The sequence below is a fragment of the Cellulomonas sp. Marseille-Q8402 genome (assembly GCF_965119525.1).
Map to the genome: position 1 here is coordinate 1,700,404 of NZ_CBCPLX010000001.1, position 25,450 is coordinate 1,725,853.

General features: G+C 75.4%; 22 protein-coding genes. 8 read left to right on the forward strand and 14 right to left on the reverse strand.

What is annotated here, in order from left to right; genetic code table 11:
• Nucleotides 1-12: 12 nt before the first annotated feature.
• The 3 genes from topA to ACWPWW_RS07735 all read right to left on the reverse strand — a co-directional run bounded on the left by topA (nt 13) and on the right by ACWPWW_RS07735 (nt 4,432).
• Nucleotides 13-2,805: a type I DNA topoisomerase gene (topA, locus tag ACWPWW_RS07725; protein ID WP_454049738.1), complete on the reverse strand. Its 2,793-nt coding sequence runs from the start codon at nt 2,803-2,805 to the stop codon at nt 13-15.
• A 107-nt stretch (nt 2,806-2,912) separates the two neighbouring features.
• On the reverse strand, nt 2,913-3,935 hold the full coding sequence (locus ACWPWW_RS07730; RefSeq protein WP_454049739.1) for a phosphatase PAP2 family protein: 1,023 nt from the start codon (nt 3,933-3,935) through the stop codon (nt 2,913-2,915).
• A 113-nt stretch (nt 3,936-4,048) separates the two neighbouring features.
• Nucleotides 4,049-4,432, reverse strand: coding sequence for a hypothetical protein (locus ACWPWW_RS07735; RefSeq protein WP_454049740.1), 384 nt, complete (start codon nt 4,430-4,432; stop codon nt 4,049-4,051).
• A gap of 221 nt (nt 4,433-4,653) precedes the next feature.
• Between ACWPWW_RS07735 and ACWPWW_RS07740 the strand changes: the two genes are divergently transcribed.
• The 3 genes from ACWPWW_RS07740 to ACWPWW_RS07750 all read left to right on the forward strand — a co-directional run bounded on the left by ACWPWW_RS07740 (nt 4,654) and on the right by ACWPWW_RS07750 (nt 7,383).
• Complete coding sequence (locus ACWPWW_RS07740; protein ID WP_454049741.1) at nt 4,654-5,034, forward strand: VOC family protein; 381 nt, start codon at nt 4,654-4,656, stop codon at nt 5,032-5,034.
• A gap of 73 nt (nt 5,035-5,107) precedes the next feature.
• Entirely contained in the window at nt 5,108-5,842 is a 735-nt protein-coding gene (locus tag ACWPWW_RS07745; RefSeq protein WP_454049742.1) for a response regulator transcription factor, read from the forward strand.
• A complete protein-coding gene (locus ACWPWW_RS07750; RefSeq protein ID WP_454049743.1) occupies nt 5,839-7,383 on the forward strand; it encodes a sensor histidine kinase in 1,545 nt (514 codons plus the stop codon). Before ACWPWW_RS07745 ends, ACWPWW_RS07750 begins: the two co-directional genes overlap by 4 nt.
• An 18-nt stretch (nt 7,384-7,401) precedes the next feature.
• Here the strand turns inward: ACWPWW_RS07750 and ACWPWW_RS07755 are convergent, their stop codons facing one another.
• The 3 genes from ACWPWW_RS07755 to radA form a co-directional block, all read right to left on the reverse strand.
• Nucleotides 7,402-8,337 (reverse strand): aldo/keto reductase, encoded by a 936-nt coding sequence (locus tag ACWPWW_RS07755; protein ID WP_454049744.1) that lies wholly within the window; start codon nt 8,335-8,337, stop codon nt 7,402-7,404.
• A gap of 196 nt (nt 8,338-8,533) precedes the next feature.
• Nucleotides 8,534-9,652 carry a hypothetical protein gene (locus ACWPWW_RS07760; RefSeq protein ID WP_454049745.1) on the reverse strand — a complete coding sequence of 373 codons (1,119 nt, stop codon included), beginning with the start codon at nt 9,650-9,652 and terminating at the stop codon, nt 8,534-8,536.
• A 287-nt stretch (nt 9,653-9,939) separates the two neighbouring features.
• Nucleotides 9,940-11,355, reverse strand: a complete 1,416-nt coding sequence (radA, locus tag ACWPWW_RS07765) for a DNA repair protein RadA (RefSeq protein ID WP_454049746.1) — start codon at nt 11,353-11,355, stop codon at nt 9,940-9,942.
• A 106-nt stretch (nt 11,356-11,461) separates the two neighbouring features.
• Between radA and disA the strand changes: the two genes are divergently transcribed.
• Complete coding sequence (gene disA / locus ACWPWW_RS07770; protein WP_454049747.1) at nt 11,462-12,538, forward strand: DNA integrity scanning diadenylate cyclase DisA; 1,077 nt, start codon at nt 11,462-11,464, stop codon at nt 12,536-12,538.
• A 10-nt stretch (nt 12,539-12,548) separates the two neighbouring features.
• On the opposite strand, the gene ACWPWW_RS07775 is transcribed toward disA, so the two are convergent.
• On the reverse strand, nt 12,549-13,145 hold the full coding sequence (locus tag ACWPWW_RS07775) for a hypothetical protein (RefSeq protein WP_454049748.1): 597 nt from the start codon (nt 13,143-13,145) through the stop codon (nt 12,549-12,551).
• A gap of 108 nt (nt 13,146-13,253) precedes the next feature.
• On the opposite strand from ACWPWW_RS07775, the gene ACWPWW_RS07780 reads away from it, so the two are divergent.
• A complete protein-coding gene (locus tag ACWPWW_RS07780; RefSeq protein WP_454049749.1) occupies nt 13,254-14,171 on the forward strand; it encodes an A/G-specific adenine glycosylase in 918 nt (305 codons plus the stop codon).
• 4 nt (nt 14,172-14,175) lie between these two features.
• On the opposite strand, the gene ACWPWW_RS07785 is transcribed toward ACWPWW_RS07780, so the two are convergent.
• The 3 genes from ACWPWW_RS07785 to ACWPWW_RS07795 are packed head-to-tail and all read right to left on the reverse strand — an operon-like array spanning nt 14,176 to nt 16,469.
• Nucleotides 14,176-14,706 (reverse strand): amino-acid N-acetyltransferase, encoded by a 531-nt coding sequence (locus ACWPWW_RS07785; RefSeq protein WP_454049750.1) that lies wholly within the window; start codon nt 14,704-14,706, stop codon nt 14,176-14,178.
• A gap of 4 nt (nt 14,707-14,710) precedes the next feature.
• On the reverse strand, nt 14,711-15,472 hold the full coding sequence (locus tag ACWPWW_RS07790; RefSeq protein WP_454049751.1) for a TetR/AcrR family transcriptional regulator: 762 nt from the start codon (nt 15,470-15,472) through the stop codon (nt 14,711-14,713).
• 25 nt (nt 15,473-15,497) lie between these two features.
• Nucleotides 15,498-16,469 carry a sugar-binding transcriptional regulator gene (locus ACWPWW_RS07795; RefSeq protein WP_454050418.1) on the reverse strand — a complete coding sequence of 324 codons (972 nt, stop codon included), beginning with the start codon at nt 16,467-16,469 and terminating at the stop codon, nt 15,498-15,500.
• Nucleotides 16,470-16,655: 186 nt separating this feature from the next.
• On the opposite strand from ACWPWW_RS07795, the gene ACWPWW_RS07800 reads away from it, so the two are divergent.
• The 3 genes from ACWPWW_RS07800 to glpK all read left to right on the forward strand — a co-directional run bounded on the left by ACWPWW_RS07800 (nt 16,656) and on the right by glpK (nt 21,012).
• Nucleotides 16,656-18,473 carry a glycerol-3-phosphate dehydrogenase/oxidase gene (locus tag ACWPWW_RS07800; RefSeq protein WP_454049752.1) on the forward strand — a complete coding sequence of 606 codons (1,818 nt, stop codon included), beginning with the start codon at nt 16,656-16,658 and terminating at the stop codon, nt 18,471-18,473.
• A gap of 94 nt (nt 18,474-18,567) precedes the next feature.
• Nucleotides 18,568-19,314: an MIP/aquaporin family protein gene (locus tag ACWPWW_RS07805; protein ID WP_454049753.1), complete on the forward strand. Its 747-nt coding sequence runs from the start codon at nt 18,568-18,570 to the stop codon at nt 19,312-19,314.
• Between the two features lie 177 nt (nt 19,315-19,491).
• Nucleotides 19,492-21,012 carry a glycerol kinase GlpK gene (gene glpK, locus ACWPWW_RS07810; protein WP_454049754.1) on the forward strand — a complete coding sequence of 507 codons (1,521 nt, stop codon included), beginning with the start codon at nt 19,492-19,494 and terminating at the stop codon, nt 21,010-21,012.
• 90 nt (nt 21,013-21,102) lie between these two features.
• Here glpK and ACWPWW_RS07815 read toward each other — a convergent pair whose 3' ends face one another.
• The 4 genes from ACWPWW_RS07815 to mgtE all read right to left on the reverse strand — a co-directional run bounded on the left by ACWPWW_RS07815 (nt 21,103) and on the right by mgtE (nt 25,236).
• On the reverse strand, nt 21,103-22,245 hold the full coding sequence (locus tag ACWPWW_RS07815; RefSeq protein ID WP_454049755.1) for a sugar kinase: 1,143 nt from the start codon (nt 22,243-22,245) through the stop codon (nt 21,103-21,105).
• On the reverse strand, nt 22,190-22,825 hold the full coding sequence (eda, locus tag ACWPWW_RS07820; RefSeq protein WP_454049756.1) for a bifunctional 4-hydroxy-2-oxoglutarate aldolase/2-dehydro-3-deoxy-phosphogluconate aldolase: 636 nt from the start codon (nt 22,823-22,825) through the stop codon (nt 22,190-22,192). The genes ACWPWW_RS07815 and eda overlap by 56 nt, the downstream gene beginning before the upstream one ends.
• Before the next feature lie 185 nt (nt 22,826-23,010).
• Nucleotides 23,011-23,787 (reverse strand): IclR family transcriptional regulator, encoded by a 777-nt coding sequence (locus ACWPWW_RS07825; RefSeq protein ID WP_454049757.1) that lies wholly within the window; start codon nt 23,785-23,787, stop codon nt 23,011-23,013.
• Nucleotides 23,788-23,811: 24 nt separating this feature from the next.
• On the reverse strand, nt 23,812-25,236 hold the full coding sequence (gene mgtE / locus ACWPWW_RS07830; protein WP_454049758.1) for a magnesium transporter: 1,425 nt from the start codon (nt 25,234-25,236) through the stop codon (nt 23,812-23,814).
• Nucleotides 25,237-25,450: the final 214 nt, after the last annotated feature.

Below are 25,450 nucleotides of genomic sequence, written 5' to 3' on the forward strand. Positions count from 1 at the left end.
CACGGCGACCGGCTACTTCTTCGCCGCGGCCTTCTTGCGCGGCGCGGCGGCCTTGCGGGCGGCCGGCTTCTTCTTCGGCGCCTGCGCCCGCTTCTCCGCGAGCAGCTCGACCGCCTGCTCGGGGGTGATCGACTCGGGCGTCACGTCGCGCGGCAGCGTGCGGTTGGTCTCGCCGTCGGTGACGTAGGCGCCGAACCGGCCGTCCTTCACCACGATCGGCTTCTTGGAGGTCGGGTCCTCCCCCAGCTCGCGCAGCGGCGGGGTGGCGGTGGCGCCACGACCGCGCTTGGGCTGCGCGTAGATGGCGAGCGCCTCCTCCAGCGTGGTGGTGAAGATCGCCTCCTCCGACGGCAGCGTGCGCGAGTCCGTGCCGCGCTTCAGGTAGGGCCCGTAGCGGCCGTTCTGGGCCGTGATCTCCGTGCCCGTCTCCGGGTCGGTGCCGACGACGCGCGGCAGACTGAGCAGCTGCAGCGCGTCCTCGAGGGTGATCGTCTGCAGCTGCTGCGACTTCAGCAGCGAACCGGTGCGGGGCTTGGGCGCCGCCGCCAGCGCGCGCTTCTTCGCTGCCGCGGACAGGCCCGGGTCGAGCTCCGGCTCGGGCAGCAGCTCCGTCACGTACGGGCCGTAGCGGCCGTTCTTCGCGACGATCGTCGTGCCCGTGCCCGGGTCGGTGCCGAGCACGAGGTCGCCCTCGGGCTGGGTCTCGAGCAGCTCGCGGGCCTTGGCGACGGTGAGCTCGTCGGGGGCGAGGTCGTCCGGCACCGACGCCCGGCGCGGGTTGCCGTCCTCGCCGGGCTCGCCGGCGCTGTCCTCGATGTACGGGCCGTACCGGCCGACGCGCAGCGTGATGCCGTCGCCGATGTCGATCGAGTTGACCTCGCGGGCGTCGATCTCGCCGAGGTTCGCGACCAGCTCGCGCAGACCGTCGCCGTCCGGCCCCTCGGCCGCGGCCGAGCCGAAGTAGAACCGGGTCAGCCACTCGACGCGGTCCTTCTGGCCGGCGGCGATGGCGTCGAGGTCCTCCTCCATCGAGGCGGTGAAGTCGTAGTCGACCAGCCGGTCGAAGTTCTCCTCCAGCAGCCGCGTGACGGCGAACGCCAGCCAGGTGGGGACCAGCGCCTGTCCCCTGCTGATCACGTAGCCGCGGTCCTGGATGACCGAGATGGTCGCGGCGTAGGTGGACGGGCGGCCGATGCCGCGCTCCTCCAGCGCCTTGACCAGGCTGGCCTCGGTGAACCGCGGCGGCGGGGAGGTGCGGTGGCCGTCGGCGGTCAGGTCGGACGCCGCCACGGCGTCGCCCTCGGCCATCTGCGGCAGCCGGGCGTCCTTGGCGCCCGCGTCGGACGCGGCGGCCTCCGAGTCGCCGGCGTACCGGTCGACGTCGCGCCCCTCCTCGTACGCCGCGAGGAACCCGCGGAAGGTGATCACGGTGCCGCTGGCGGCGAACACGGCCGGGGTCGGTGCACCGGCCGCCGGGCCGTCGGCCGCGGTGCTGCCCCCGGGCAGCGCCGGGGCGGGGACCGTCGCGGCGATCCGGACGGACGCGGTGGACCCGCGGGCGTCGGCCATCTGCGAGGCGACGGTGCGCTTCCAGATCAGCTCGTACAGGCGGAACTGGTCGCCGGACAGCTCGCGGGCCACCTGCGCCGGCGTGCGGAAGTTGTCCCCCGCGGGGCGGATGGCCTCGTGCGCCTCCTGCGCGCCCTTGCTCTTCGACGCGTACACGCGCGGCTTGTCCGGCACGTGGTCGGCGCCGTACAGCTCGGCGGCCTGGCGGCGCGCGGCGTCGATCGCCTGCGTGCTCAGCACGGGCGAGTCGGTCCGCATGTAGGTGATGTAGCCGTTCTCGTACAGCGTCTGCGCGGTCCGCATGGTCTGCCGGGACGCCATGCGCAGCTTGCGGCTGGCCTCCTGCTGCAGCGTCGACGTGGTGAACGGCGCCGCCGGGCGGCGGGTGTACGGCTTGGTCTCGAGCGACCGCACCGCGAAGTCGGCCCCGTCCAGGGCGGACACCCACGCGTGCGCCGCACCCTCGTCCAGGTGCACCGGGCGGGTCGCGGCGCTGCCCTTGAGCACGCCGTCGTCGCCGAAGTCGCGGCCCGAGGCCACGCGGCGCTCGCCGAGCTGCAGCAGCCGCGCGTCGAACGTCGGCTCCGCGGAGTCCTCGACGGCGAACGTCGCGGTGAGGTCCCAGTAGTCGGCGGCGCGGAACGCCATGCGCTCGCGCTCGCGCTCCACGACCAGGCGGGTCGCGACGGACTGCACGCGGCCGGCGGACAGGCCCTGGCGGACCTTGCGCCACAGCACCGGGCTGACCTCGTACCCGTACAGGCGGTCGAGGATGCGACGGGTCTCCTGGGCGTCGACCAGGCGGTCGTCCAGCTCGCGGGTGTTCTCCAGCGCGCGGGTGATGGCCTCGCGGGTGATCTCGTGGAACACCATCCGCTTGACCGGGACCTTGGGCTTCAGCTCCTGCAGCAGGTGCCACGCGATGGCCTCGCCCTCGCGGTCCTCGTCGGTGGCGAGGTAGAGCTCGTCGGCCTCCTTGAGCAGCCGCTTGAGCTCGGCGACCTTCTTCTTCTTGTCGGAGTCGACGACGTAGTACGGCTCGAAGCCGTTGTCGACGTCGACCGCGAACTTCCCGAAGGGCCCCTTCTTCATCTCCGCGGGCAGCTCGCTGGGCTGCGGGAGGTCGCGGATGTGCCCGACGCTGGCCTCGACCTCGTAGTCGTCGCCGAGGTACCCGGCGATCGTGCGCGCCTTCGCCGGCGACTCCACGATGACCAGCTTGCGACCTGCGGACATGAACTCCTGCTTCCTCGAACTGCCCGGGCGGGTGCGGGACCGCGTGCCCGGATCGGCCGTCGCGCCGGTGGCGACGACGGCGTGCCGCCCCCCTGTGCGGGGGAACTCTACGACGTCGGTCCCACCTGGGCCGACCCTGATGTGGCGGACCTGCGCAGCGCCAGCAGCGCCCCGGAAGCCGCTGCCGCCACCGCGACGATGCCCAGCGCCCCGCCACCGTACGACGTCAGCAGCGCGGCCGTGGTGCCGACCGGGTCGTCGGACAGCCAGGTGCGGCGCAGCGCGACCGCACCGGCGGCTCCCGCCAGCACGGCGACCGCGGCCAGCAGCACCAGCGCGACGCGGGCCCCGACGGCGTCCGGCCGGTGCGGCCGGGACGGGACGGCGCGCACCGCCGCCGTCGGCGGGTGGGCGTCGGACCGGGTGTCCACGCCCAGCGCGAGGGCGGCGCAGCCCAGCGCGCCCCAGAGCAGGACGACGAGCAGGCCCGCCACCACGTCGGACGGGCGGTGCCACTGCCCGATCAGCGTGCTGACGCCGGTGGCCCCGGCGTACGCCGCGCCCAGCACGGCGGCCCACGGGCGGGCGCGCGGCGGGACGACCAGCAGCACCGCGGCCGCGACCGACGCCGCAGCCGTGGTGTGCCCGGACGGCAGCGTGTTGAACTCCGGGCCGTGCCCCAGCTCCGGGCGGTCCAGCACCCAGTACTTCAGCACCCGCGTCGTCACGTTCGCGCCGACGAGCACGCCGGCCGCCACCAGGGCCAGGCCCCAGCGCCGCCGGACGAACGCGATCACCGCGCACGTGACGATCGCCGCCGCGATGAACCCGACGGAGACGACGTCGAGGACGGGCTCGGCGACCTCCCAGAGGCGGTTCTGGCCGATGTGGGCGCCGTCGAGGGAGGACTGGTCCACGGCCTGGCCGTGCTCGGTGCCGACGAACACCCGCCACGTGACCCCGATGCCGGCCGCCGCGACGACGGCCACGAGCAGCGCCGCGGCCACCCGGCGCGCCGTCCCGGCGGGCGTGCGCCAGCGCGGGCCGGCTGCCGGCGTCGGCCCCGACGGGCCGCCGGCGGGCTCGGGCCCGCGCCAGGCGGTCGGCGGGGCGGAGGACGGACGGGGCATGTGGACCACCGTAGGGGAGGCGGTCGACGCCGCGGCGGCCGCACCGGGGCCGCACACCATTCCTCCACCAGGTCGCCCGGACGCGCGCCCGCCGAGCCCGGCCCGGCGACCGGTCAGCGCCACGCGCCCGCGGCGCCGCCCCCGCCCGGGGCCGGGTCCGCGTCGCCGTCCAGCACCACCGCGTGCGGGCCGGCGCCGGCGAGGTGGGCGCGCGTCACGTCGTCGGCGTGCACGCAGAGCAGGCAGCCGCCGCGGGCCTCGAGCCGGGTGGCGGCCTCGTCCACCACCTGGGCGGCGCGGCGGCTGCGCAGCCGTGCCGAGCCCAGGTCCAGCACCACGACCGACGCGCACGCCGACAGCGCGTCGAGCAGCGCACGGAGCCGCCCCGCGTCCGCACGTCCGAAGGAGCCGGCGGGCCGGACGGTCGCGGTGAGCCAGGTGCCGGCGGGCGTCGCTGCTGCGGGGTCCACCGGTGCGGGTGCGTCCAGGACGGTCATCGCGTTGCTCCCTCGGTCGGGCCGCCCCGGGGCCGGGGCGTCGACCCCTACTCCACCGAGCGACGCTGAGACCCGCCTGGGCGGGCTCGGGTGGTGCCCTGTGGGTCCGCGTGGCCGCGCCCCGGCCCGCCCCGGAGCCGCGCCGGACCCGCGCCGGACCTTCACGCGGCGGCCTCCGCGGGTGCACGCTGGGGGCACCGACCGACGACGAAGGGGCCGTCATGCTCGATCTCAGCGCAGGGTTCAGCGGGTTCTCGGTGTCCGACACGGCCGCCGCGCGGGCGTTCTACGGCGACGTCCTCGGCCTCGACGCCGAGGAGCAGGGCGGGATGCTCTGGCTGCACCTGTCCGGCGGCCGGGACGTGCTGCTCTACCCCAAGGGCGAGGCGCACACCCCCGCCTCGTACACGGTGCTCAACTTCCCGGTCCCGGACGTCCCCGCCGCCGTGGCGGAGCTGCGGGGCCGCGGGGTGCGGTTCGAGCGGTACGAGGGGACGCCGACCCAGACCGACGAGGACGGGGTGTTCCGTGGCGGGGGCCCGCTGATCGCCTGGTTCACGGATCCGTCCGGCAACGTGCTGTCGGTGATCGAGGCCGACTGAGCCCGGTGCGGCGCACAGGAAACCCACAGGAGCGCGTCAGGGCCGGCTCAGGCCGCGCACGCATGCTCGTGCCATGACCACCTCCACGCTCCAGCGCGACGCCCTCACCCGAGCGGACGGCCAGCCGGTCCGCGCCCTCGTCGTCGACGACGAGGCCACCCTCGCCGAGCTGCTCTCCACGGCCCTGCGCTACGAGGGCTGGCAGGTCGAGCACGCCCTCACCGGGCAGTCGGCGATCAAGCAGGCGCGCACGCTCGAGCCCGACGTCATCCTGCTCGACGTCATGCTCCCCGACCTGTCCGGGCTGGAGGTGCTGCGCCGCATCCGCGCCACCCACCCGCACGTCCCGGTGCTGTTCCTCACCGCCAAGGACGCGGTGGAGGACCGGATCGCCGGGCTGACCGCCGGCGGCGACGACTACGTGACCAAGCCGTTCAGCCTGGAGGAGGTCGTCGCCCGCCTGCGTGCCCTGCTCCGCCGCGCCGGTGCCGTGTCCGAGCGGGAGGAGGCCGTCCTGGTCGTCGGCGACCTGCGGATGGACGAGGACGCGCACGAGGTGTCCCGCGGCGGCGTCGACATCCGGCTGACCGCGACCGAGTTCGAGCTGCTCCGCTACTTCATGCGCAACCCCAAGCGCGTGCTGTCCAAGGCGCAGATCCTCGACCGGGTGTGGCAGTACGACTTCGGCGGGCAGGCCAACATCGTCGAGCTGTACGTGTCGTACCTGCGCCGCAAGATCGACAAGGGCCGCGAGCCGATGCTGCACACCCTGCGCGGCGTCGGGTACGTCCTCAAGCCCGCGGCGTGAGCGGGCGCCGGCCGCGCTGGACGCTGCGGCGGCGGCTGGTCGCCGTCGTCCTCACGCTGCTCGCCGCCGTGGCGGCGGTGATGGGCCTGGTGTCGACGCTGGCGCTGCGCACGTCCCTGCTCGACCAGATCGACCAGCGGCTCACCTCCGCCAGCCAGCGTGCCGTGGCCGCCCCCGACCGGCTCGACCGCGGGGAGGCCCCGACGCAGGACGACGGCGACACGCCCCGGCCCGGCGGCGGCGACGTCCCGCCCGCCTTCGGCCTGCCCGGCCAGGACGTCGGCACGGTCAGCGTGTTCGAGCGCGCGGACGACGGCACGGTGCAGGCCGGCTACCTGGACGGGTCGGCCGAGGTGCAGGAGCTCACGGACGCCCAGCTCGCCGCGCTGCTCGCCGTCACGCCCGACGGCACCCCCGAGTCCGTCGAGCTGCCCGATCTCGGCAGCTACCGCGTCGTCTCCGTGGTCTCCGACTCCGGGGACACGTCCGTCACCGCCATCCCCACCGCCGGGGTGACGACGACCGTCGACGAGTTCCTCGTGGTCGAGGTCCTGGTCGCGGTGCTGGGACTCGCCGTCGCCGCCGCGCTGGCCACCGTGCTGGTGCGGCGCGAGCTGCGCCCGCTGGACCGGGTCGCCGCGACCGCCGCCCGGGTGTCCGAGATGCCGCTGTCCCGCGGCGAGGTCGACATCCGGGAGCGCGTGCCGGACGAGGACACCGACCCCACGACGGAGGTCGGCCAGGTCGGCGCCGCGCTGAACCGGATGCTGGGCCACGTCGAGTCGGCGCTGACGTCCCGGCACGAGTCGGAGACGCAGGTGCGGCGGTTCGTCGCGGACGCCAGCCACGAGCTGCGCACTCCCCTCGCGTCGATCCGCGGGTACGCCGAGCTGGTGCGGCGCCTGCCCGGCCGGCTGCCCGACGACGTCGTGCGGTCGATGGACCGGGTCGAGTCCGAGGCGCGCCGGATGACGTCGCTGGTCGAGGACATGCTGCTGCTGGCCCGGCTCGACGCGGGCCGGGACCTCGATCTGGAGGAGGTCGACCTGGCCGCGCTCGCGGTCGACGCCGTCGCCGACGCGCACGTCGCCGGCCGGGACCACCTCTGGCGGCTGGACCTGCCCGGCGACGAAGAAGACGACCCCGCCGCGGCGCTCGTCGTCGGCGACGAGCACCGGCTGCGCCAGGTGCTGGTCAACCTCGTGACCAACGCGCGGGTGCACACCCCTGCCGGGACGACGGTGGTCGTCGCGGTCGGGCAGGAGGGCGACCGCGCCGTGCTGCGCGTGCGCGACGACGGGCCCGGCATCCCCGAGCCGCTGCGGTCACGGCTGTTCGAGCGGTTCGCCCGCGGCGACGCCTCCCGGAACCGGGCCGCGGGGTCGACCGGGCTGGGGCTCGCGATCGTGCACGCCGTCGTCACCGCGCACGGCGGGACCATCGACGTCGACGGCACGCCCGGCGCGACGACGTTCACCGTGCGGCTGCCTCTGGCGACCGCGCCGGACGCGCCGGCACCGGCCGCCGGGGCCGCGGGCTGACCCGGGCCCCGGCCGACCTCAGGCCGCGGCGGCACCCAGGGCGACGACCTCGTCGTCGGTGAGCTGCAGGTGCGCACCGGCCATCAGGTCGGGCAGCTGCGCCACCGAGCGGGCGCTGGCGATCGGCGCCACCACCCCGGGCTGCACGCGCAGCCACGCGAGGGAGACCGCGGTGACCGACGTGCCGTGCGCCGCGGCGACCTCGTCGAGCGCCGCGAGCACGCGGCGCCCGCGGTCGTCCAGGTAGCGCGCGGCGCTGCCGGCCCGCGGGCTGTCCACGGCGGGCGACCCGTCGCGGTACTTGCCGGTGAGGAACCCGCTCGCGAGCGACGAGTACGGCAGCACGCCGAGCCCCTCGCGGACAGCGAGCTCCTGCAGCGGGCCCTCGTAGTCGTCGCGGTGCACCAGGTTGTAGTGCGGCTGCAGCGCGACGAACCGCGCCACCCCGAGCTCGTCGGCGATCCGCAGCGCCTCGGCCAGCCGCTCCGCGGAGAAGTTCGACGCCGCAACGTACCGGGCCTTGCCCTCGGCGACGACCTCACCCAGCGCGGCGACCGTCTCCTCGAGCGGGGTCGCCGGGTCGTCGGCGTGCGCGTAGTAGAGGTCGACGTAGTCCGTGCCGAGCCGCTTCAGCGACTGCTCGACGGCGTCCCGCACGACGGCGCGCGAGGTCCCGAGGTGGGTCGAGAGCTTGCCCACCTTCGTCGCGACGACGACGTCCGCCCGGTTGCCGCGGGCCGCCATCCAGCGGCCGATCACCGCCTCCGACTCGCCGCCCTCGTGCCCGGGCGCCCACTGGGAGTAGACGTCCGCCGTGTCGACGAAGCTGCCGCTGCCCTCGGTGAACGCGTCGAGGACGGCGAACGAGTCGTCCTCGTCCGCGGTCCAGCCGAACACGTTGCCGCCCAGGTTGAGCGGCAGCACGTCCAGGTCGGTGGTGCCGATGCGAGCCATGGTCCTCCTCCGTCGGTGGGCACCGGCCGGGAGGACGGCGCCGCGGGTCGCGCACGGCGGTCGCGCCGTCGGGCCGCCTCCGTCCGTCCTATCCCACCGCGCGCCGCCGCGCACGGCGGGACCGGCGGGGCGGGGCCGGGCCGGCGGGGCGGGGCGGGGCGGGGCCGGCGGGCGGGCGGGACCGGCGGCGCCGGGGTCAGAGCGGGTACGCGGCGTACAGGTTCGCGATGTCGGCAGCGGGCCCGGTCACCCGGAACACGGTGGTGCCGTTGCTCCAGGCGGCGACGCCCGTGCCGTCGCCGGCGTCGACGACCGTGACGGTGCCGGTGGGCTGCCCGTCGACGAGGACCTCGCCCTGCACCAGCACGGCGGGCGCCCCGGCGGATGCCGTCGGGCCGGCGGTCGGCTCGGCGGTGGCCGCGTCCGGCGCGGGCGCCGCCGGCAGGCCCGCGGTCACCGCCGCGAGCACCGCGGCGGCCTCCTCCGGCGTCTCCCACTGGCCCGCCTGGACGGTGACGGTCCCGTCGGCGCCGTCCGAGTACGTCTCGGCGTACGCCTCGACCGCGTTCTGCGCGATCCACTCCGGGTCGTCGGCGGACGCGGACAGCGCGTACTGCAGGACGGTCGCGGGCAGCGCCGTGGCGAAGGGCGTCGTCGCCGCGCGGGCGACCGGCGCGGCGGTCGCCGTCGGGGACGGCAGCACGACGTCCGGCGGAGCAGCGGCGGTACCGCCGTCGTCGCGCGTCGCCCACCAGGCCGCACCGGCGCCGCCGAGCACCAGCACGGCGGCGATCACGGCGGCGAGGACCACGGTCCGGCGGCGCCCGCGGGCCGGCGGCGGAGATCCCGCGTCGGGTTCCGCGCCCTCGGCGGTGCCGGTCGGCTCGGGGTCCGGGGCGGCGGCGGCCAGCGCAGCCTCGGCGCGCTCGAGCGCCGAGGTGCGGGCGTCGGCGTCCCCGGCGGCGAGCGCCGCCTCCGCCCGGGCGAGGGCCGCGGCACGGGCCTGCGTGTCGACGGGCTCCACCGGGGCGTCCGGCGCGGACCCGTCGGCGGCGGCGTAGCGCCGGCTGCGGCGGTCCGGCAGCGGAGGCGTCGGGGGTGCGGCGGGCGTCGGGGGCGCGGCGGGCGTCGGGGGTGCGACGGGCGTCGAGGGCGCGGCGGGCGTCGAGGGTGCGGCGGGCGTCGGGGGCGCGGCGAGCGTCGGGGGCGCGGCGCGCTCGGGGCTCACGGGAGCCGCCTCGGTCGGCGACGTCGGCTCGCTGCGCAGGGTCGGCCACTGCGGCCGCTCGCTGCCGAACCGCCCGGTGTCACTCATGCACGAACTCCCCTGCCGACTGCGTGGTCCGGGCCGCGCGGCAGTCCCGCACGGTCCCGGAGGTTCCGCGGCAGCCTACTGGCCGCAGCGCCGACGACGGTGGACCCCGCACGTCGCGCCTCCACCCTAGCCCCCGCCCCCCGCCCCGCCCCCACCCGCGAGGTCGTCATTCCTGCCCGAGGTCGTCATTCCTGCGGGACGACCTCGTGCGCGGATGACGACCTCGCGGGGCAGGCGGGCGGCGCAGCCGGGCGGCCCAGCGAGGCAGGCGGGCGGGGCGGGCCCGGTCAGTCGTGGGGGGTGGGGGTGGGGCGGACCGTGTCGGCGCGGGTGAGGCGGACCGCCTCGCCGAGGTCGGCGGCCTGCGCGACCCGCATGCCCTCCGGCGCCTGCCCGGGCTCGAGCGAGCCCGCCGGCACGACCGCGTGGGTGAACCCGAGCCGGGCGGCCTCCGCCAGCCGGCGCACGGTGCCGGTGACGGGCCGGATCTCCCCCGCCAGCCCGACCTCCCCGATCGCGACGAGCCGCGGCGGCAGCGCGACGTTCTCCCGGCTGCTCACCGTGGCGAGCGCGAGCGCGAGGTCGGCGCCCGGCTCGACCACCCGGGCGCCGCCGACGGTCGAGACGTACACGTCCTGGTCGCCGACCTTCAGCCCGGCCCGCCGCTGCAGCACGGCGAGGACCATCGCGAGCCGGCTGCCGTCGACGCCGCTGGTCGTCCGTCGGGGGTTGGACAGCATGCTGGGCGCGACCAGCGCCTGCACCTCGGTGGCGAGGGGACGCCGCCCCTCGAGCGTCACCGTGACGCAGGTCCCCGGCACGTGGTGCCGCTCGTGCGAGACGAACAGCCCGGACGGGTCCGCGAGCCCGACGATGCCCGACTCGGTGAGGTCGAAGCAGCCGACCTCGTCCGTCGGGCCGAACCGGTTCTTGGTGGCGCGCAGCAGACGCAGGCGCGAGTGCCGGTCGCCCTCGAACTGGCACACGACGTCGACGAGGTGCTCGAGCGTCCGGGGTCCGGCCACGGAGCCGTCCTTGGTGACGTGCCCGACGAGGACCACGGGGAGCCCGCGCTCCTTCGCCGCCGCGATGAGCGAGGCCGCGACCTCACGCACCTGCGCCACGCCGCCGGGCGACCCCTCGACTGCGGACGACGCCACCGTCTGCACCGAGTCGAGCACCAGCAGGTCCGGCTCGGTCTGCGCGAGGTGGCCGAGGATCGTCCCGAGGTCGGTCTCCGCCGTCAGCAGCAGGGTGTCCGCGAGCGCGCCGATCCGCTCGGCGCGCAGCCTCACCTGCCCCGCCGACTCCTCGCCCGTCACGTAGAGCACGGTCCGGCCGCCGGTGGCGACGCGCGCCGCGACGTCGAGCAGCAGCGTGGACTTGCCGACGCCCGGCTCCCCCGCGAGCAGCACGACGGCGCCCGGCACGAGCCCGCCGCCGAGCACCCGGTCCAGCTCCCCGACGCCGGTCGGCCGGGACCGGGCGATCTCGACGTCGATCTCCGCGATCGGCCGGGCCGCACCGCGCAGCGGGACCATCACGGCGGTCCGCGGCGCCGCGCCGCCGGGGCCGGTGTCCTCGGTGACCGAGCCCCACGTCTGGCACTCCCCGCACCGGCCGACCCACTTGGAGGTGGTCCACCCGCACTCGGAGCAGCGGAAGGCGGGGCGCGTGGCCCGGGCGGAGGGGGTGGTCGTCACGCCGGCCACGCTAGCCGCCGGCACCCACACGACCGTGACCGCATCGCAACGTCCGCTGCGCGCGTGCGGACCGACGCGCGGGGGCCGGTCCCCGTAGGATCGCGCCGTGCCCACCACCACGCCGCCCGACGACCTGCTGCGGCACACGCTGGCCGCGGTCGCGCCCGGCACCGAGCTGCGCGACGGCCTCGAGCGCATCCTCCGCGGCCGCACCGGCGCGCTCATCGTGCTGGGCCTGGACGCGACGGTCGAGAGCATCTGCTCGGGCGGGTTCGAGCTCGACGTCGAGTTCTCCGCCACCCGGCTGCGCGAGCTCGCGAAGATGGACGGCGCGATCGTCATGGACCCGGCCAGCCGCCGCATCGTGCGCGCCGCCGTGCAGCTGCTGCCGGACCCGACCATCTCGACCTCGGAGTCCGGCACCCGGCACCGCACCGCCGAGCGGGTCGCCAAGCAGACCGGCCTGCCCGTCATCTCGGTGTCGGCCTCCATGCGGATCATCGCCCTGTACGTCGGCGACCAGCGGCACGTGCTGGAGAACGCCGACGCGATCATGTCCCGCGCCAACCAGGCGCTCGCCACGCTCGAGCGGTACAAGTCCCGGCTCGACGAGGTCAGCGGCACGCTGTCGGCGCTCGAGATCGAGGACCTGGTCACCGTCCGCGACGTGTGCGTCGTCGTGCAGCGCCAGGAGATGGTGCGCCGGATCTCCGAGGAGATCGCGGGCTACGTGGTCGAGCTCGGCACCGACGGCCGCCTGCTGTCCCTGCAGCTCGACGAGCTCACCGGCGGCATCGGCTCCGACAGCGAGCTGGTCATCCGCGACTACCTCGACTCCTCGCGGCGCGACGCCGACACGATCCAGACCTCGCTGGCGGCGCTCGACTCCACGGAGCTGCTCGACCTGGCGCTCATCGCGCGCGAGCTCGGCCTGCCCGGCGGCGTGGAGATGCTCGACGCCGCCACCGGCCCGCGCGGCTACCGGCTGATGTCGAAGGTCCCGCGCCTGCCCGCCGCGATCGTCGACCGCCTGGTCGGGCACTTCAGCGGCCTGCAGAAGCTGCTCGCGGCCAACATCGACGACCTCATGGCCGTGGACGGCGTCGGCGAGCAGCGCGCGCGGGCGGTGCGCGAGGGGCTGTCACGGCTCGCGGAGTCCAGCATCCTCGAGCGGTACGTCTGAGGCGCCGGCCTCACTCCAGCCCGAACACCACCGGCTCGGTGCTGACCCCGGCCAGCGTGAGCACCGCCTGGTACGTGCCCGGCAGCGCCTCGGCCTGGCCGGTGGCGCAGCCCTCGGCGGAGCGCACGCGGTCCCACTGCACCTGACGCTCGTCGGCCTGGTCCGGCGCCAGGAGCAGCTGCAGCGGGTCGGCGGCCGCGCAGTCGGTGCTCGCCCAGATCCGGTCGCTGCCCGACGTCACGAGGATCTGCCGCTGCGCCTCGCCGGCGTCGACCAGGCAGGCGGCGTCGCCGGTGTTGGTCAGGGTGAGCGTGAAGGTGGGCAGCGCGCCCGCGGGGTACGTCGTGGCGTCCGCGGCCAGGGCGACCGACAGCGACGCGGGGTCGCAGGCCGGCGTCCCCGTGCTGGTGTCCTCGTCCTCGGGCGCGGGGGTCTCGGAGGTGGTCGGCGGGGGTGCCGCGTCGCCGTCCTCGTCGCCGCTCGGCAGCAGGGCCCGCACGCCCAGAACCAGGAGCACGACGACCGCCGCCGCGACGACCAGGACCACGGTGCGCCGGATCCAGTACACGCGCGGGGGCAGCGAGCCCTCCGGCCGCAGCACGCCCATGTGGTCCGTCCCTCCGCTCGATCGCCGGGGCCACCGTAGCCCGCGGCCCCTGCGCCGGGAGGGAGCCGCGCCGCCGGGATTCGGCGGGGCCCCGGCCACCGGGTGAGGATGGGCGCCGTGCTGCCCTCCGACCCCCTGCCCGTGCGCGACGACGTGCGCGACACCGTCGTCGCGTGGTTCGGCGAGCACGCCCGCGACCTGCCGTGGCGGGCGCCGGACCGGACGCCGTGGGGCGTGCTGGTCAGCGAGGTCATGCTGCAGCAGACGCCGGTGGTCCGGGTCGAGCCGGCGTGGCGGGCCTGGCTGGCGCGCTGGCCGCAGCCGGCCGACCTGGCCGCCGCGAGCCCGGCGGACGTGCTGCGCGCCTGGGACCGGCTGGGCTACCCGCGCCGTGCGCTGCGGCTGCAGGAGTGCGCGCGCGCCGTCGTCGAGCGGCACGGCGGGGTCGTGCCGAGCGACGAGGACGCCCTGCTGGCGCTGCCGGGCATCGGGTCGTACACGGCGGCGGCGGTCCGGGCGTTCGCGTTCGGGCTGCGCTCGGTGGTCCTCGACACGAACGTGCGTCGCGTCCTCGCCCGGGTCGCGGAGGGGGTCGCGCTGCCCGCGCCCGCGCTGACGGTCGGCGAGCGGCGGCTGGCCGAGACGTTCGTGCCGCCCGACGACGCGGGCGCGGCCCGGTGGGCGGCGGCGTCGATGGAGCTCGGTGCCCTGGTGTGCACCGCCCGGGCGCCGCGCTGCGAGGCGTGCCCCGTCGCCGACGCGTGCGCCTGGCGGCAGGCGGGCTCGCCGCCGGACGTGCACGCGCTGCGACGGCGGACCCAGGCGTGGGCCGGCACCGACCGGCAGGTCCGCGGCCGGATCATGGCGCTGCTCCGCGAGGCGCTCGAGCCGGCGCCGGCGGACGCCGTCGCCGCGGTGTGGGCCGACGACGGGCAGCGGGACCGGTGCCTGGCCTCGCTGCTCGCGGACGGCCTCGTGGAGCAGGTGCCCGGCGACGACGTCCCGCGCTACCGGCTCCCCGCCTGACGGGTCAGGCGAGGTCGACGATCATCCGCGTGTTGCCGAGCGTGTTCGGCTTCACGCGCGCGAGGTCGAGGAACTCCGCCACGCCGTCGTCGTGCGAGCGCAGCAGCTCCGCGTAGACCTCCGGCGGGACGGCGGCGCCCTCGATCTGCCCCCAGCCGTGCGCGGCGAAGAAGTCGACCTCGAAGGTCAGGCAGAACAGCCGGCTGAGCCGGAGCTCACGGGCGCGCTCCGTCAGCGACTCGAGCAGCGCGTGCCCGACGCCGCGGCCGCGCCACTGCCGTGCGACGGCCAGCGTGCGGATCTCCGCCAGGTCCTGCCACATCACGTGCAGAGCGCCGCAGCCGATCAGGCTGCCGTCCTCGGCCTCCGCGACGTGGAACTCCTGCACCGACTCGTAGTAGCCCACCCACTCCTTGGCGAGCAGGATGCGCTCGTCCGCGTACGGCTGCACCAGGTCGCGGATCCCGCGGACGTCGGCGGGCAGCGCGGGGCGGACGCGGTAGGACAGGGACGACGGTGCGGCGGGGTCGGTCACGACGTCAACCTACGTCGTGCACCTGCGCCGACGCCCCGCGGGCCCGGTCGCCGGACAGCGCGGCGGCCGGGGCGTCGTCGAGCACCTCCCCGAGCACGCGCGGGTGCGGGACCAGCTCCGCCCCGTCCGCACGCGCCCGGTCCAGCGCGGCGCCGGCCAGGCCGAGCACGCGCAGCGCGGCGTCGGCGACCAGCGGGGCGAGCTCCTGCACCGCGGCCGTCCCGCCGGTGCGGCGCGCGGTGATCACGCTCTCCACCAACCCGAACACCAGGGTGGCTTCCGCCGGCGGGTCGGTGTCGGGCCGGCCGAGGACGGCAGCGACCAGGGCGTCGTAGCGCGCACGCAGCTGCGCGCGCTCCGTCCGGAACTCGACGAACGCGTCCCCCTCGACCTCGGGCAGCTGCATGAGGCCGCCGATGTTGACCGGCCCGTCGGCGAGCCAGCGCGCGTCCGCGTCGCAGAGCGCCCAGAGCCGCGCGGCGGGGTCGCCGGGCGCGTCGAGGAGCATGTCGGCCAGGTCGAGCGACGGCCGGACGGTCTCCAGCAGCAGGGTGCGCAGCAGCACGTCCTTGCCCCGGAAGTGGTGGTAGATCGACGCCTGCTTGACGCCGGCGCGCTCCGCGATCGCGTACGTCGACGTCGCGGTGTAGCCCACGCTGCTGAACAGGGCCGCCGCCGCGGACAGGACGTCGCCGCGGGTGTCGCGGTCCGCGCCGGCGCGGGGGCGTCCGGGTCGCGTCGTCGCGCGTCCAGAAGGAGCCGTCATGCGCGCGGACGCTAGCAGCCGCAGGTCACCGGCTCGTTTCGCGCTGCGCGATCTCCAGCAGCCGCACCGCGGTGCGCTCGTCGACCACGAGGTCGGTCATGGTCCCCGCCCGCAGCGCGGCGAGCAGCGGGACCGCCTTGTTGTCCCCGGCGACCGCGCACAGCCGCCGGGGGATGCGCCGCAGCTGGTCGGGCGACGGCCCGGTCGCGCGCGCGTTCAGCGGCACGTCCCGCCAGGAGCCGTCGGCGCGCAGGAACACGGTGCACACGTCGCCCACGACCGCCTGGTCGTGCAGCAGCTCGACGTCGTCGTCGTCCAGGTACCCCGCGGAGTAGACGTGGCTGGGGACCGAGCCGGTGACCGAGCCGACCGAGAACAGCGCGATGTCGACGCGGGCCTGCTCGTCGAGGACGCGGCGCACGGACCGCTCGCGCCACATCGCCTGCTTGGTCTCGGGGTAGTCGAAGAAGGCCGGCACCGGGAAGTGCCGCACGGTGGCGCCGAACGCGGTGCCGAAGGACGCGATGAGGTCGCTCGCGTACTCGATCCCCGAGGTGCGCGTGTTGGCGGCCCCGTTGAGCTGCACGACCACGCTGCCGTGCGTGACCTTCGGCTGCAGCCGGCGCGACACCGCCGCCAGCGTGGTGCCCCACGCGACGCCCAGGATCATGTCGGAGTCGAACCACGAGGCCAGCAGCCGGGCGGTGGCCCGGGCGACCTGGTCGAGGGTGTCGACCTGCTCCCCCGAGTCGGGCACCGGGACGACGTAGGTGTCGATGCCGAACGCCGCGGAGATGGACCGGCCCAGGCTCGGCGCGCGGGTGCTCGACGGGCGCAGCGTGATCTCGACGAGTCCCGTCTCGCGCGCACGCTTCAGCAGCCGCGACACGGTGGAGCGCGACGTGTGCAGGTGCCGCGCGATGACCTCCATCTTCACGTCCTGCAGGTAGTACATGGACGCCGCGCGCAGCACGTCCTGCTCCCGGTCTGCCATCAGCCGCGACCTCCTCGTCGTCCGGCCCCCTGGGACCACAGTCCTGCACATTCGTGCACTGCGGTTGCGCGTTCGTTCGCGTGGTGGAGACGATAGCGGACAGACAGGACCGAGGTCCCAGTCTGCGGCGATCAACGGTGGCCGGGACAGGGGCACCGGCCGAGCCGCGAGACCGCGATGGAGCTGGACATGAGGACCGCAGCACTGACCCCCCGACTGCGTGACGACGCGCTGGCCACCCTGAAGGCGACCACGGACGGCGGGCCCGAGCTCGACGTCCTGGTCATCGGTGGCGGCGTCACCGGTGCGGGCATCGCGCTCGACGCCGTGACCCGCGGCCTCTCCACCGCCGTCGTCGACGCGCAGGACTGGGCCTCCGGCACCTCGAGCCGGTCCAGCAAGCTGGTGCACGGCGGCCTGCGCTACCTGCAGATGCTCGACTTCCACCTGGTCCGCGAGGCGCTCACCGAGCGCGACCTGCTGATCAGCAGCCTGGCCCCGCACCTGGTCAAGCCCGTCCCGTTCCTCTACCCGCTCGAGAAGCGGGTGTTCGAGCGGGCCTACGTCGGCGCCGGCATCGCGCTCTACGACACGCTCGCCAGCGTCGGCGGCCGCAAGCGCGCCATGCCGCTGCACCAGCACGTGACCCGCAAGGGACTCGAGCGCAAGTTCCCCGACCTGCGCCACGACGCCGCCGTCGGCGCGGTCCAGTACTGGGACGCCAACGTCGACGACGCCCGCCTGGTGTCGACCCTGATCCGCACGGCCGCCTCCTACGGCGCGCACGCCGCGTCGCGGACCCAGGTCGTCGGCCTGACCACCACCTCGGGCGGCGCGGTCACCGGCGCCGAGCTGCGCGACCTCGAGACCGGCGAGCAGTTCACCGTCCGCGCGCGGTCCGTCATCAACGCCACCGGCGTCTGGACCGAGCAGACCGAGGCGCTCGCGGGCACCGAGGGCGGCCTGCGCGTGCTCGCGTCCAAGGGCATCCACATCGTCGTGCCGCGCGACCGGATCGCCGGCAACGTCGGCCTGATCCTGCAGACCGAGAAGTCGGTGCTGTTCGTCATCCCGTGGTCCCGCTACTGGGTGATCGGCACCACCGACACCCCGTACGAGCAGGACCTGACGCACCCCGTCGCGACGAGCGAGGACATCGACTACGTCATCGACCACGCCAACGCCGTGCTGTCCCGGCCGATCTCCCGCGAGGACATCATCGGCACCTGGGCGGGCCTGCGCCCGCTGCTGCAGCCGGGCACCAAGGAGGGCACCTCGTCCTCGAAGGTCTCGCGCGAGCACACCGTCGCCTCCCCGACCCCGGGCCTGACGGTGATCGCCGGCGGCAAGCTCACGACCTACCGCGTCATGGCCAAGGACGCCGTCGACTTCGCGATCGGCTCCCGCGCCACCACGCTGCCGTCGATCACCGAGCGCATCCCGCTGGTCGGCGCCGAGGGCCTCGAGGTCCTGCAGCGCCAGGCCCGCGACATCGGCAGCCGGTACGGCTGGGACCGCGGCCGCATGGACCACCTGCTGCACCGCTACGGGTCCCTGCTGGGCGAGCTGCTCGAGCTGGTCGACGCCGAGCCGGGCCTCGGGCAGCCGCTGGCCGGCGCCCCCGCCTACATCGGCGCCGAGATCGCGTACGCCGTGACGCACGAAGGCGCCCTGCACATCGACGACGTGCTCATGCACCGCACCCGCCTGAACTACGAGCAGGCGGACAAGGGCGTGGGCGCGCTGGACGAGATCGCCGACATCGTCGCGCCGCGGCTCGGGTGGGACGACGCGACCCGCGCCCGCGAGATCGACGCCTACCGGCAGCGTGCCGAGGCCGAGGCCGCCGCCGCCCGGCAGCCCGACGACGCCGCCGCGCAGGCCGCGCGCGACGCCGCCGAGGACCTCGCGCCGCTCGTCCCCCTCGGCACGGCGCCCGTCCGTGCCGGTCACAAGCCTGGTTCCTCGCACCAGACCCCTGCCGCCAACCCGCCGGCAGGGACATGATCGGGTAGTGACGCGGTCCCCCGACCGCGCTCCGGTCCGCCGGAGACCCAGCGAGACATGACAACGACGTCCGTCTAAGTGAAAGAGGTCGACCGTGGAGTCCATCTCAATCGGAGAAGCAGTCCTCTCCGAGTTCCTCGGCACCGCCACCCTGCTGCTCCTGGGTGCCGGTGTGGTCGCCAACGTGATCCTCCCCAGGACGAAGGGGAACGGCGGCGGCTGGCTGCTGATCAACTTCGGGTGGGGCCTCGCGGTGTTCACCGCGGTCTACGTGGCCTTCAAGTCCGGCGCGCACCTGAACCCCGCCGTCACCCTCGGCATCTGGGCCGCGGGCAAGGACGAGTTCGCCCCCGGCATCGAGGTCACCGCCGCCAACGGGTTCCTGTACATCGCGGCGCAGTTCGCCGGCGCCGCGGTCGGCGCGACGATCGCGTACCTCACCTACAAGAAGCACTTCGACGAGGACGCGGACCCGGGCATCAAGCTCGCCGTCTTCTCCACCGGTCCCGAGCTGCGCTCCTACGGGTGGAACTTCCTCACCGAGGTCGTGGGCACCTTCGTGCTGGTCTTCTGGGTGGTCATCAGCGGCAACACGCCCGCCCAGATCGGCCCGCTCGGGGTCGCCCTCGTCGTGGTGGCGATCGGCGCCAGCCTCGGTGGCCCCACCGGGTACGCCATCAACCCCGCCCGTGACCTCGGCCCCCGCATCGCGCACGCGCTGCTCCCGATCCGGGGCAAGGGCTCCTCGGACTGGAGCTACGCCTGGGTGCCCGTCCTCGGCCCGGCCGTCGGCGGCATCCTCGGCGGCCTGCTGGCGATGGCCATCGGCTGGGTCGCCTGACCGCCTGACCCGGGTGCCCGCCCCCTTCCCCTGCGGGGGCGGGCACCCCACCACCCGCGGCGCCCGGCGCCGCACCGGATCTCCTCGCGGCCGCGTGCCGCACCGTCCTTGGCAGCGCCGCCCCCGCGGTGCCGCACCCCGCCCTCCGGCGGGACCGTTCGACGCGAAGGAAGACTCATGTCCGAGCAGTACGTCATGGCGATCGACCAGGGCACGACCTCGACCCGGGCGATCATCTTCGACCACGGCGGTCAGATCGTCGCCACCGGCCAGACGGAGCACCAGCAGATCTTCCCCCGGGCGGGCTGGGTCGAGCACGACCCGAACGAGATCTGGACGAACACCCGCGAGGTCGTCAGCCTCGCCCTGTCGCGGGCCAACAAGACCTACTCCGACATCGTCGCCGTCGGCATCACCAACCAGCGCGAGACCGCCGTGGTCTGGGACCGGACCACCGGCCAGCCCGTCTACAACGCGATCGTCTGGCAGGACACCCGCACCCAGAAGATCTGCGACGACCTCGCGGCCCTCGGCGGCGGCGCCGAGCGCTACAAGGAGCGCGTGGGCCTGCCGCTCGCCACCTACTTCTCCGGCCCCAAGATCCGCTGGATCCTCGACAACGTCGAGGGGGCCCGCGAGAAGGCCGAGCGCGGCGACCTCGCGTTCGGCAACACCGACTCCTGGGTGCTGTGGAACATGACCGGCGGCGTCGACGGCGGCGTCCACATCACCGACGTCACCAACGCGTCGCGCACGATGCTCATGAACGTCGACTCCCTCACCTGGAACGAGGAGATCGCGGCGGAGATGGGCGTGCCGCTGTCGATGCTCCCCGAGATCCGCTCCTCCTCCGAGGTCTACGGCCACGGACGCCAGGGCGGCTTCGTCCCGGGCGTGCCGATCGCCGGCATCCTCGGCGACCAGCAGGCGGCCACCTTCGGCCAGGCCTGCTTCGAGGTCGGCACCGCGAAGAACACCTACGGCACCGGCAACTTCATGCTGCTGAACACCGGCACCGAGCCCGTCCAGTCCAAGAACGGCCTGCTCACCACCGTCGCCTACAAGATCGGCGACAAGCCGCAGGTGTACGCGCTCGAGGGCTCGATCGCCGTGACCGGCTCCCTGGTGCAGTGGCTGCGCGACAACCTGGGCATGTTCACCGACGCCCCGGACATCGAGTACCTGGCGAGCAAGGTCGACGACAACGGCGGCGCGTACTTCGTGCCGGCGTTCTCCGGCCTGTTCGCCCCGCACTGGCGCTCGGACGCCCGCGGCGCGCTGGTCGGTCTCACCCGGTTCGTCAACCGCAACCACATCGCCCGCGCGGCGCTGGAGGCCACCGCCTTCCAGACCCGCGAGGTGCTCGACGCCATGAACGCGGACTCCGGCGTCGACCTGACCGAGCTCAAGGTGGACGGTGGCATGACCGCCAACAACCTGCTCATGCAGTTCCAGGCCGACATCCTCGACGTCCCGGTCATCCGCCCGAAGGTCGCCGAGACGACCGCGCTCGGCGCCGCGTACGCCGCCGGCATCGCGGTGGGCTTCTGGGAGGGCGAGCAGGACGTCATCGACAACTGGGCCGAGGGCGCCCGCTGGACCCCGGACCTCGGGGCCGACGAGCGCGACCGGCAGTACCGGCTGTGGAAGAAGGCCGTGACGAAGACCCTCGACTGGGTCGACGACGACGTGCGCTGACCTCGCGCGCGCCGCACGGCCCCTGCACGACGACGGCCCCGTCCCTCCCGCACGGAGGGACGGGGCCGTCGTCGTGCGGCGCGGGCCGGCTCAGCGGTCGACGCGCGCGCTCCCGCCGCCCGCCAGCTTCAACACCTCGGCCTTCGACGCCATCGTCGTGTCCCCCGGGGTGGTCATGGCGAGCGCGCCGTGCGCCGCCCCGTACTCGACGGCGGTCTGCAGCGGCTGCCCGTCGAGCAGCCCGTAGACCAGCCCGGACGCGAACGAGTCGCCGCCGCCGACCCGGTCGAGGATCTCCAGCCCGGGCCGGTGCGTCGCCTGCACGAACCCGGACTCCCGGGACCAGGCGATGGCGCCCCAGTCGTTGACCGTCGCGGACCGGACGGTGCGCAGGGTGGTCGCGATGACCTGGAAGTTGTCGAACTCGGCCGCCACCCGGTCGATCATCGCCGCGAACGAGTCCACCTCGATCGCCGAGATGTCCTCGTCGACGCCCTCGACCTCGAAGCCGAGCGAGGCGGTGAAGTCCTCCTCGTTGCCGATCATCACGTCGACGTGCCGGGCGATCTCCCGGTTGACCTCCTGCGCGCGCGCCCGTCCGCCGACCGACCGCCAGAGGCTCGGCCGGTAGTTGAGGTCGTAGGACACGACCGTGCCGTGCCGCTTCGCCGCGGTGACGGCCTCCAGGACGGTGGCCGCCGCGGTGTCCGACAGGGCCGCGTAGATGCCACCGGTGTGCAGCCAGCGGACGCCCAGGTCGCCGAACAGGTGGTCCCAGTCCACGTCGCCCGGAGCGAGCTGCGACGCCGCGGTGTGCCCGCGGTCCGAGACGCCGACCGCGCCGCGCACACCGAAGCCGCGCTCGGTGAAGTTGAGCCCGTTGCGCACCTCGCGGCCGATGCCGTCGTAGGGCACCCAGCGGATGTACGCCGTGTCGACGCCGCCCTGCAGCACGAGGTCCTCGACCAGCCGGCCGATCTCGTTGTCCGCGAGCGCCGTGACCACCGCGGTGCGCAGCCCGAAGGCGCGGCGGAGGCCGCGGGCGACGTTGTACTCGCCGCCGCCCTCCCAGGCGCGGAACTGGCGGGCGGTGCGGATCCGGCCCTCGCCGGGGTCGAGCCGGAGCATCACCTCGCCGAGCGAGACGGCGTCGTACCGGACGTCGGCGGCGGGGCGGTCAGGGACGCAGGCGGGTCGCCAGGGCGACGGCGTCGGCGACGAGCGCGCGGACACCCGCGAGGTCACCCGCCCGGACCCGGTCGCGGGGCACCATCCACGAGCCGCCGACCGCGGCGACGCACCCCAGGGCCAGGTACTCGTCGAGGTTCCCCGGGCCCACTCCCCCGGTGGGCACGAAGCGCAGGTCCCCGAACGGCGCGGCGAGCGCCGCGATGGCCTTGCTGCCCCCGGAGGTGCCGGCGGGGAAGAACTTCACGGTGCCGAGGCCGAGCTCGAGCGCCGCCTGCACCTCGGTGGCGGTCACCGCGCCGGGCAGCACGGGCACGCCGTGCTCCTGGGCCCGTTCCACGACCGCGCGCGCGGTCCCGGGCGACACCAGGTACTGCGCGCCGGCGGCGACGGCCTGGTCGACCTGCTGCGGGGTGACCACCGTGCCCGCGCCCACGAGGACGTCGCCACGGTCGGCCATCGCGCGGATGGCGTCCGGCGCCGCGGCGGTGCGGAAGGTGATCTCGGCGACGGGCAGACCGCCGTCCACCAGCGCCTGCGCCAGGGGCCCGGCGTCGGCCGGCTCGTCGAGCACGACCACCGGGACGAGCCGGTGCGTGGCCAGCCGGGTGAGGACGTCGGACATCGGTGGACTCCTTCGTTCCGCTGTGCGCAACGCCTGCTGCGCTCTCCGCAACGCATCGTGGCACGACGAGGTCCAGGCGGGCAACACGCAGACGCGCGGCGACCCGGGCCGGGACCACCGGGCGGGCGCCCGCCGTCGGGCCGGGAGGCCTCAGGTCCGGCCCGGCGCCGGGCCCTGGTGCGGTGTCAGGCCGGCGGGAGCGTCAGCCCGGCGGGCAGCAGCGCGGGGACGACCGCGCGCACGCGGGCGTGCAGCTCGGCCCGGTGCCGCGGGGTCATCCGGTCGGCCGGGGCGGTGACGCTGAGCGCCGCCACCGGCCGGCTGCCCCGCAGCAGCGGCACCGCGAGGCACGCGATGCCGGGCTCGTTCTCCTCGACCTCGATCGCGTAGCCCCGGTCCCGGGCGTCCGCGAGCTCGGCAGCGACGTGGTCGGCGTCCACCCGTCCCGGGGGCTGCACGGCCGCGACGTACCCGTCGAGCGTGGCGCGCGGCGTGCCCGCGAACGCGAGCATCGCGCGGCCCAGCGCCGTGGTCGCCGCCCAGTTCCGGCGACCGACGGCGGACCAGACGCGGACCGGGCGCTCGGGCTCGACCTTGTCGAGGTACACCACCTGGACGCCGCTGAGGACGCCGAGGTGCACCAGCTCGTCCGCCGCGGCGCACAGCGCGACCAGCGCGCCGTGCAGCCGGGCGGGCAGGTCGTCCTCGGCGAAGTAGCGGTCGCCGAGCCCGACGGCCGCCGGGCCGAGCCCGTACCGGCCGGTCACCGGGTCCTGCACCACGTAGTCCCGGTGCCGCAGCGCAGCGAGCGAGCGGTGCACGGTCGTCTTGTGCACCCCGAGCGCGGCCGACAGGTCCGCGAGCATCACGCCCCCCGGGCCGGCACCGGCCACCGCGTCGAGGGTGCGGAGGGCGCGGTCCACGCTCTCGACCGGGGAGGTCGCCGCCGTCTCGTCCGCCACGGCGCCCACCCTACGGCGCAGCCGTCAGCCCCCGAGCGCGGAGATGAGCACCTTGGCCACCTCGAAGTAGATGATCAGGCCCGTCCCGTCGACGATCGTGGTGATCATCGGCGCCGACACGACGGCCGGGTCGATGCCCACCCGCCGCAGCACGAGCGGCAGCACGGACGCGACGAGCGCCGACCACAGCACGATCGCGGCGACCGTGACGGCGACGGTCAGCGACACCTCGGCTCCCACGCCGAGCGTCCACGCCCGCACCCAGCCGATCGCCGCGATGGTGGCGGCGACGAGCATGCCCGTGGAGACCTCCGTGCGCAGGACCCGGCCGACATCGCGGAGCCGCACCTCACCGACGGCCATCGCCCGGATCAGGGTCGTCGTGATCTGGGTGCCGACGTTGCCGCCCGTGCCGATCAGCAGCGGGATGAACGCCGCGAGCGCGATCACGCTCTCCAGCTCGTCCTCGAACGCCCGCAGGACCGACCCGGTGTACGCCTCGGCGACGAACAGCACGAGCAGCCAGCCGACGCGCTTGCGCCACAGCAGCCACGGGGACGCCCGGAGGTACGGCACGTCGAGCGGCTCCGCGCCGCCCTGCCGCACCGCGTCCTCGGTGGCCTCGCGCTCGACGATGTCGGCGACGTCGTCCGGGGCGAGCACGCCGAGCAGCCGCCCGTCGGCGACGACGGGGAGAGCCGCGAGCCGGTGGTCGTGCAGCAGCCGCGCGGCCTCCTCCTGGTCGGCGTCCGGCGCCACCTGCGCCACGTCGTCCCGGAGCAGCGTCGCCACCGGACGGTCCGGGGCGGCCAGGACGAGGTCCCGGAACGACACGACGCCGAGCAGCGCGCTCCCGGCGCCGTCGGCCGGCTCGGCGGTCACGTAGACCTCGCCGGTCCGCGCCGCCGACGCCGACTGCGCCCGCACCGCGTCGACCGCCTCCCGGACCGACATCCCCGGGCGGACGGTGACGACGTCCGGGTTCATCCGGGCAGCGGCCGACCCGGCCGGCCAGGCGAGCAGGCCGCGGACCACGGCCGACCGCGCGACGGGCATCGCGACGAGCACCTGGGCGCGCTCGTCGTCGGCGAGGACGCGCAGCAGCACAGCGGCCTCGTCCGGGTCCATGCTGCCGACGAGGCCCGCCGCCACCGCGGGCGCGACCACGTGCAGGACCTCGGCCGCCTCGTGCGGGCCGAGCGACCCGAGCAGGTCGGCGGCAGTGGCCGGGTCGAGCAGCCCGACGAGGGCGCGGACCTGGCCGTCGGACAGCTCGGCGAGCTGGTCCGCCCGCTCCCGCTGGTCCGGGGTGGCGTGCAGCCACGCCTGGACGGCGCGCCGGGTGCCGGCGGCGACGACGTCGTGCAGGTCGAGGTCGGCGAGGTCGGCGGCGGGGATGACGCCCTCGGGGCGCCGGCGCAGGGGGAGGGCAGTGGTTCGACGGGTCATGACGCACTCCTGACGGGGCGGGCCACGTGGGGCGTGACGTCTCCACGGCACGGCACGGCGCACCGGCGCGGCGGGCCCGGCCCGGGTGGTGCGGCACCGTCGGCGGCACGCGACCGCGGCGTGCCGGCGGCACGGGCGGCGCGCGCCGGGGCGGCACGGCACGGATCGGGCGGGCTGGTCACGACCGGACGCGACCCCGGGCGCGCACACGGCA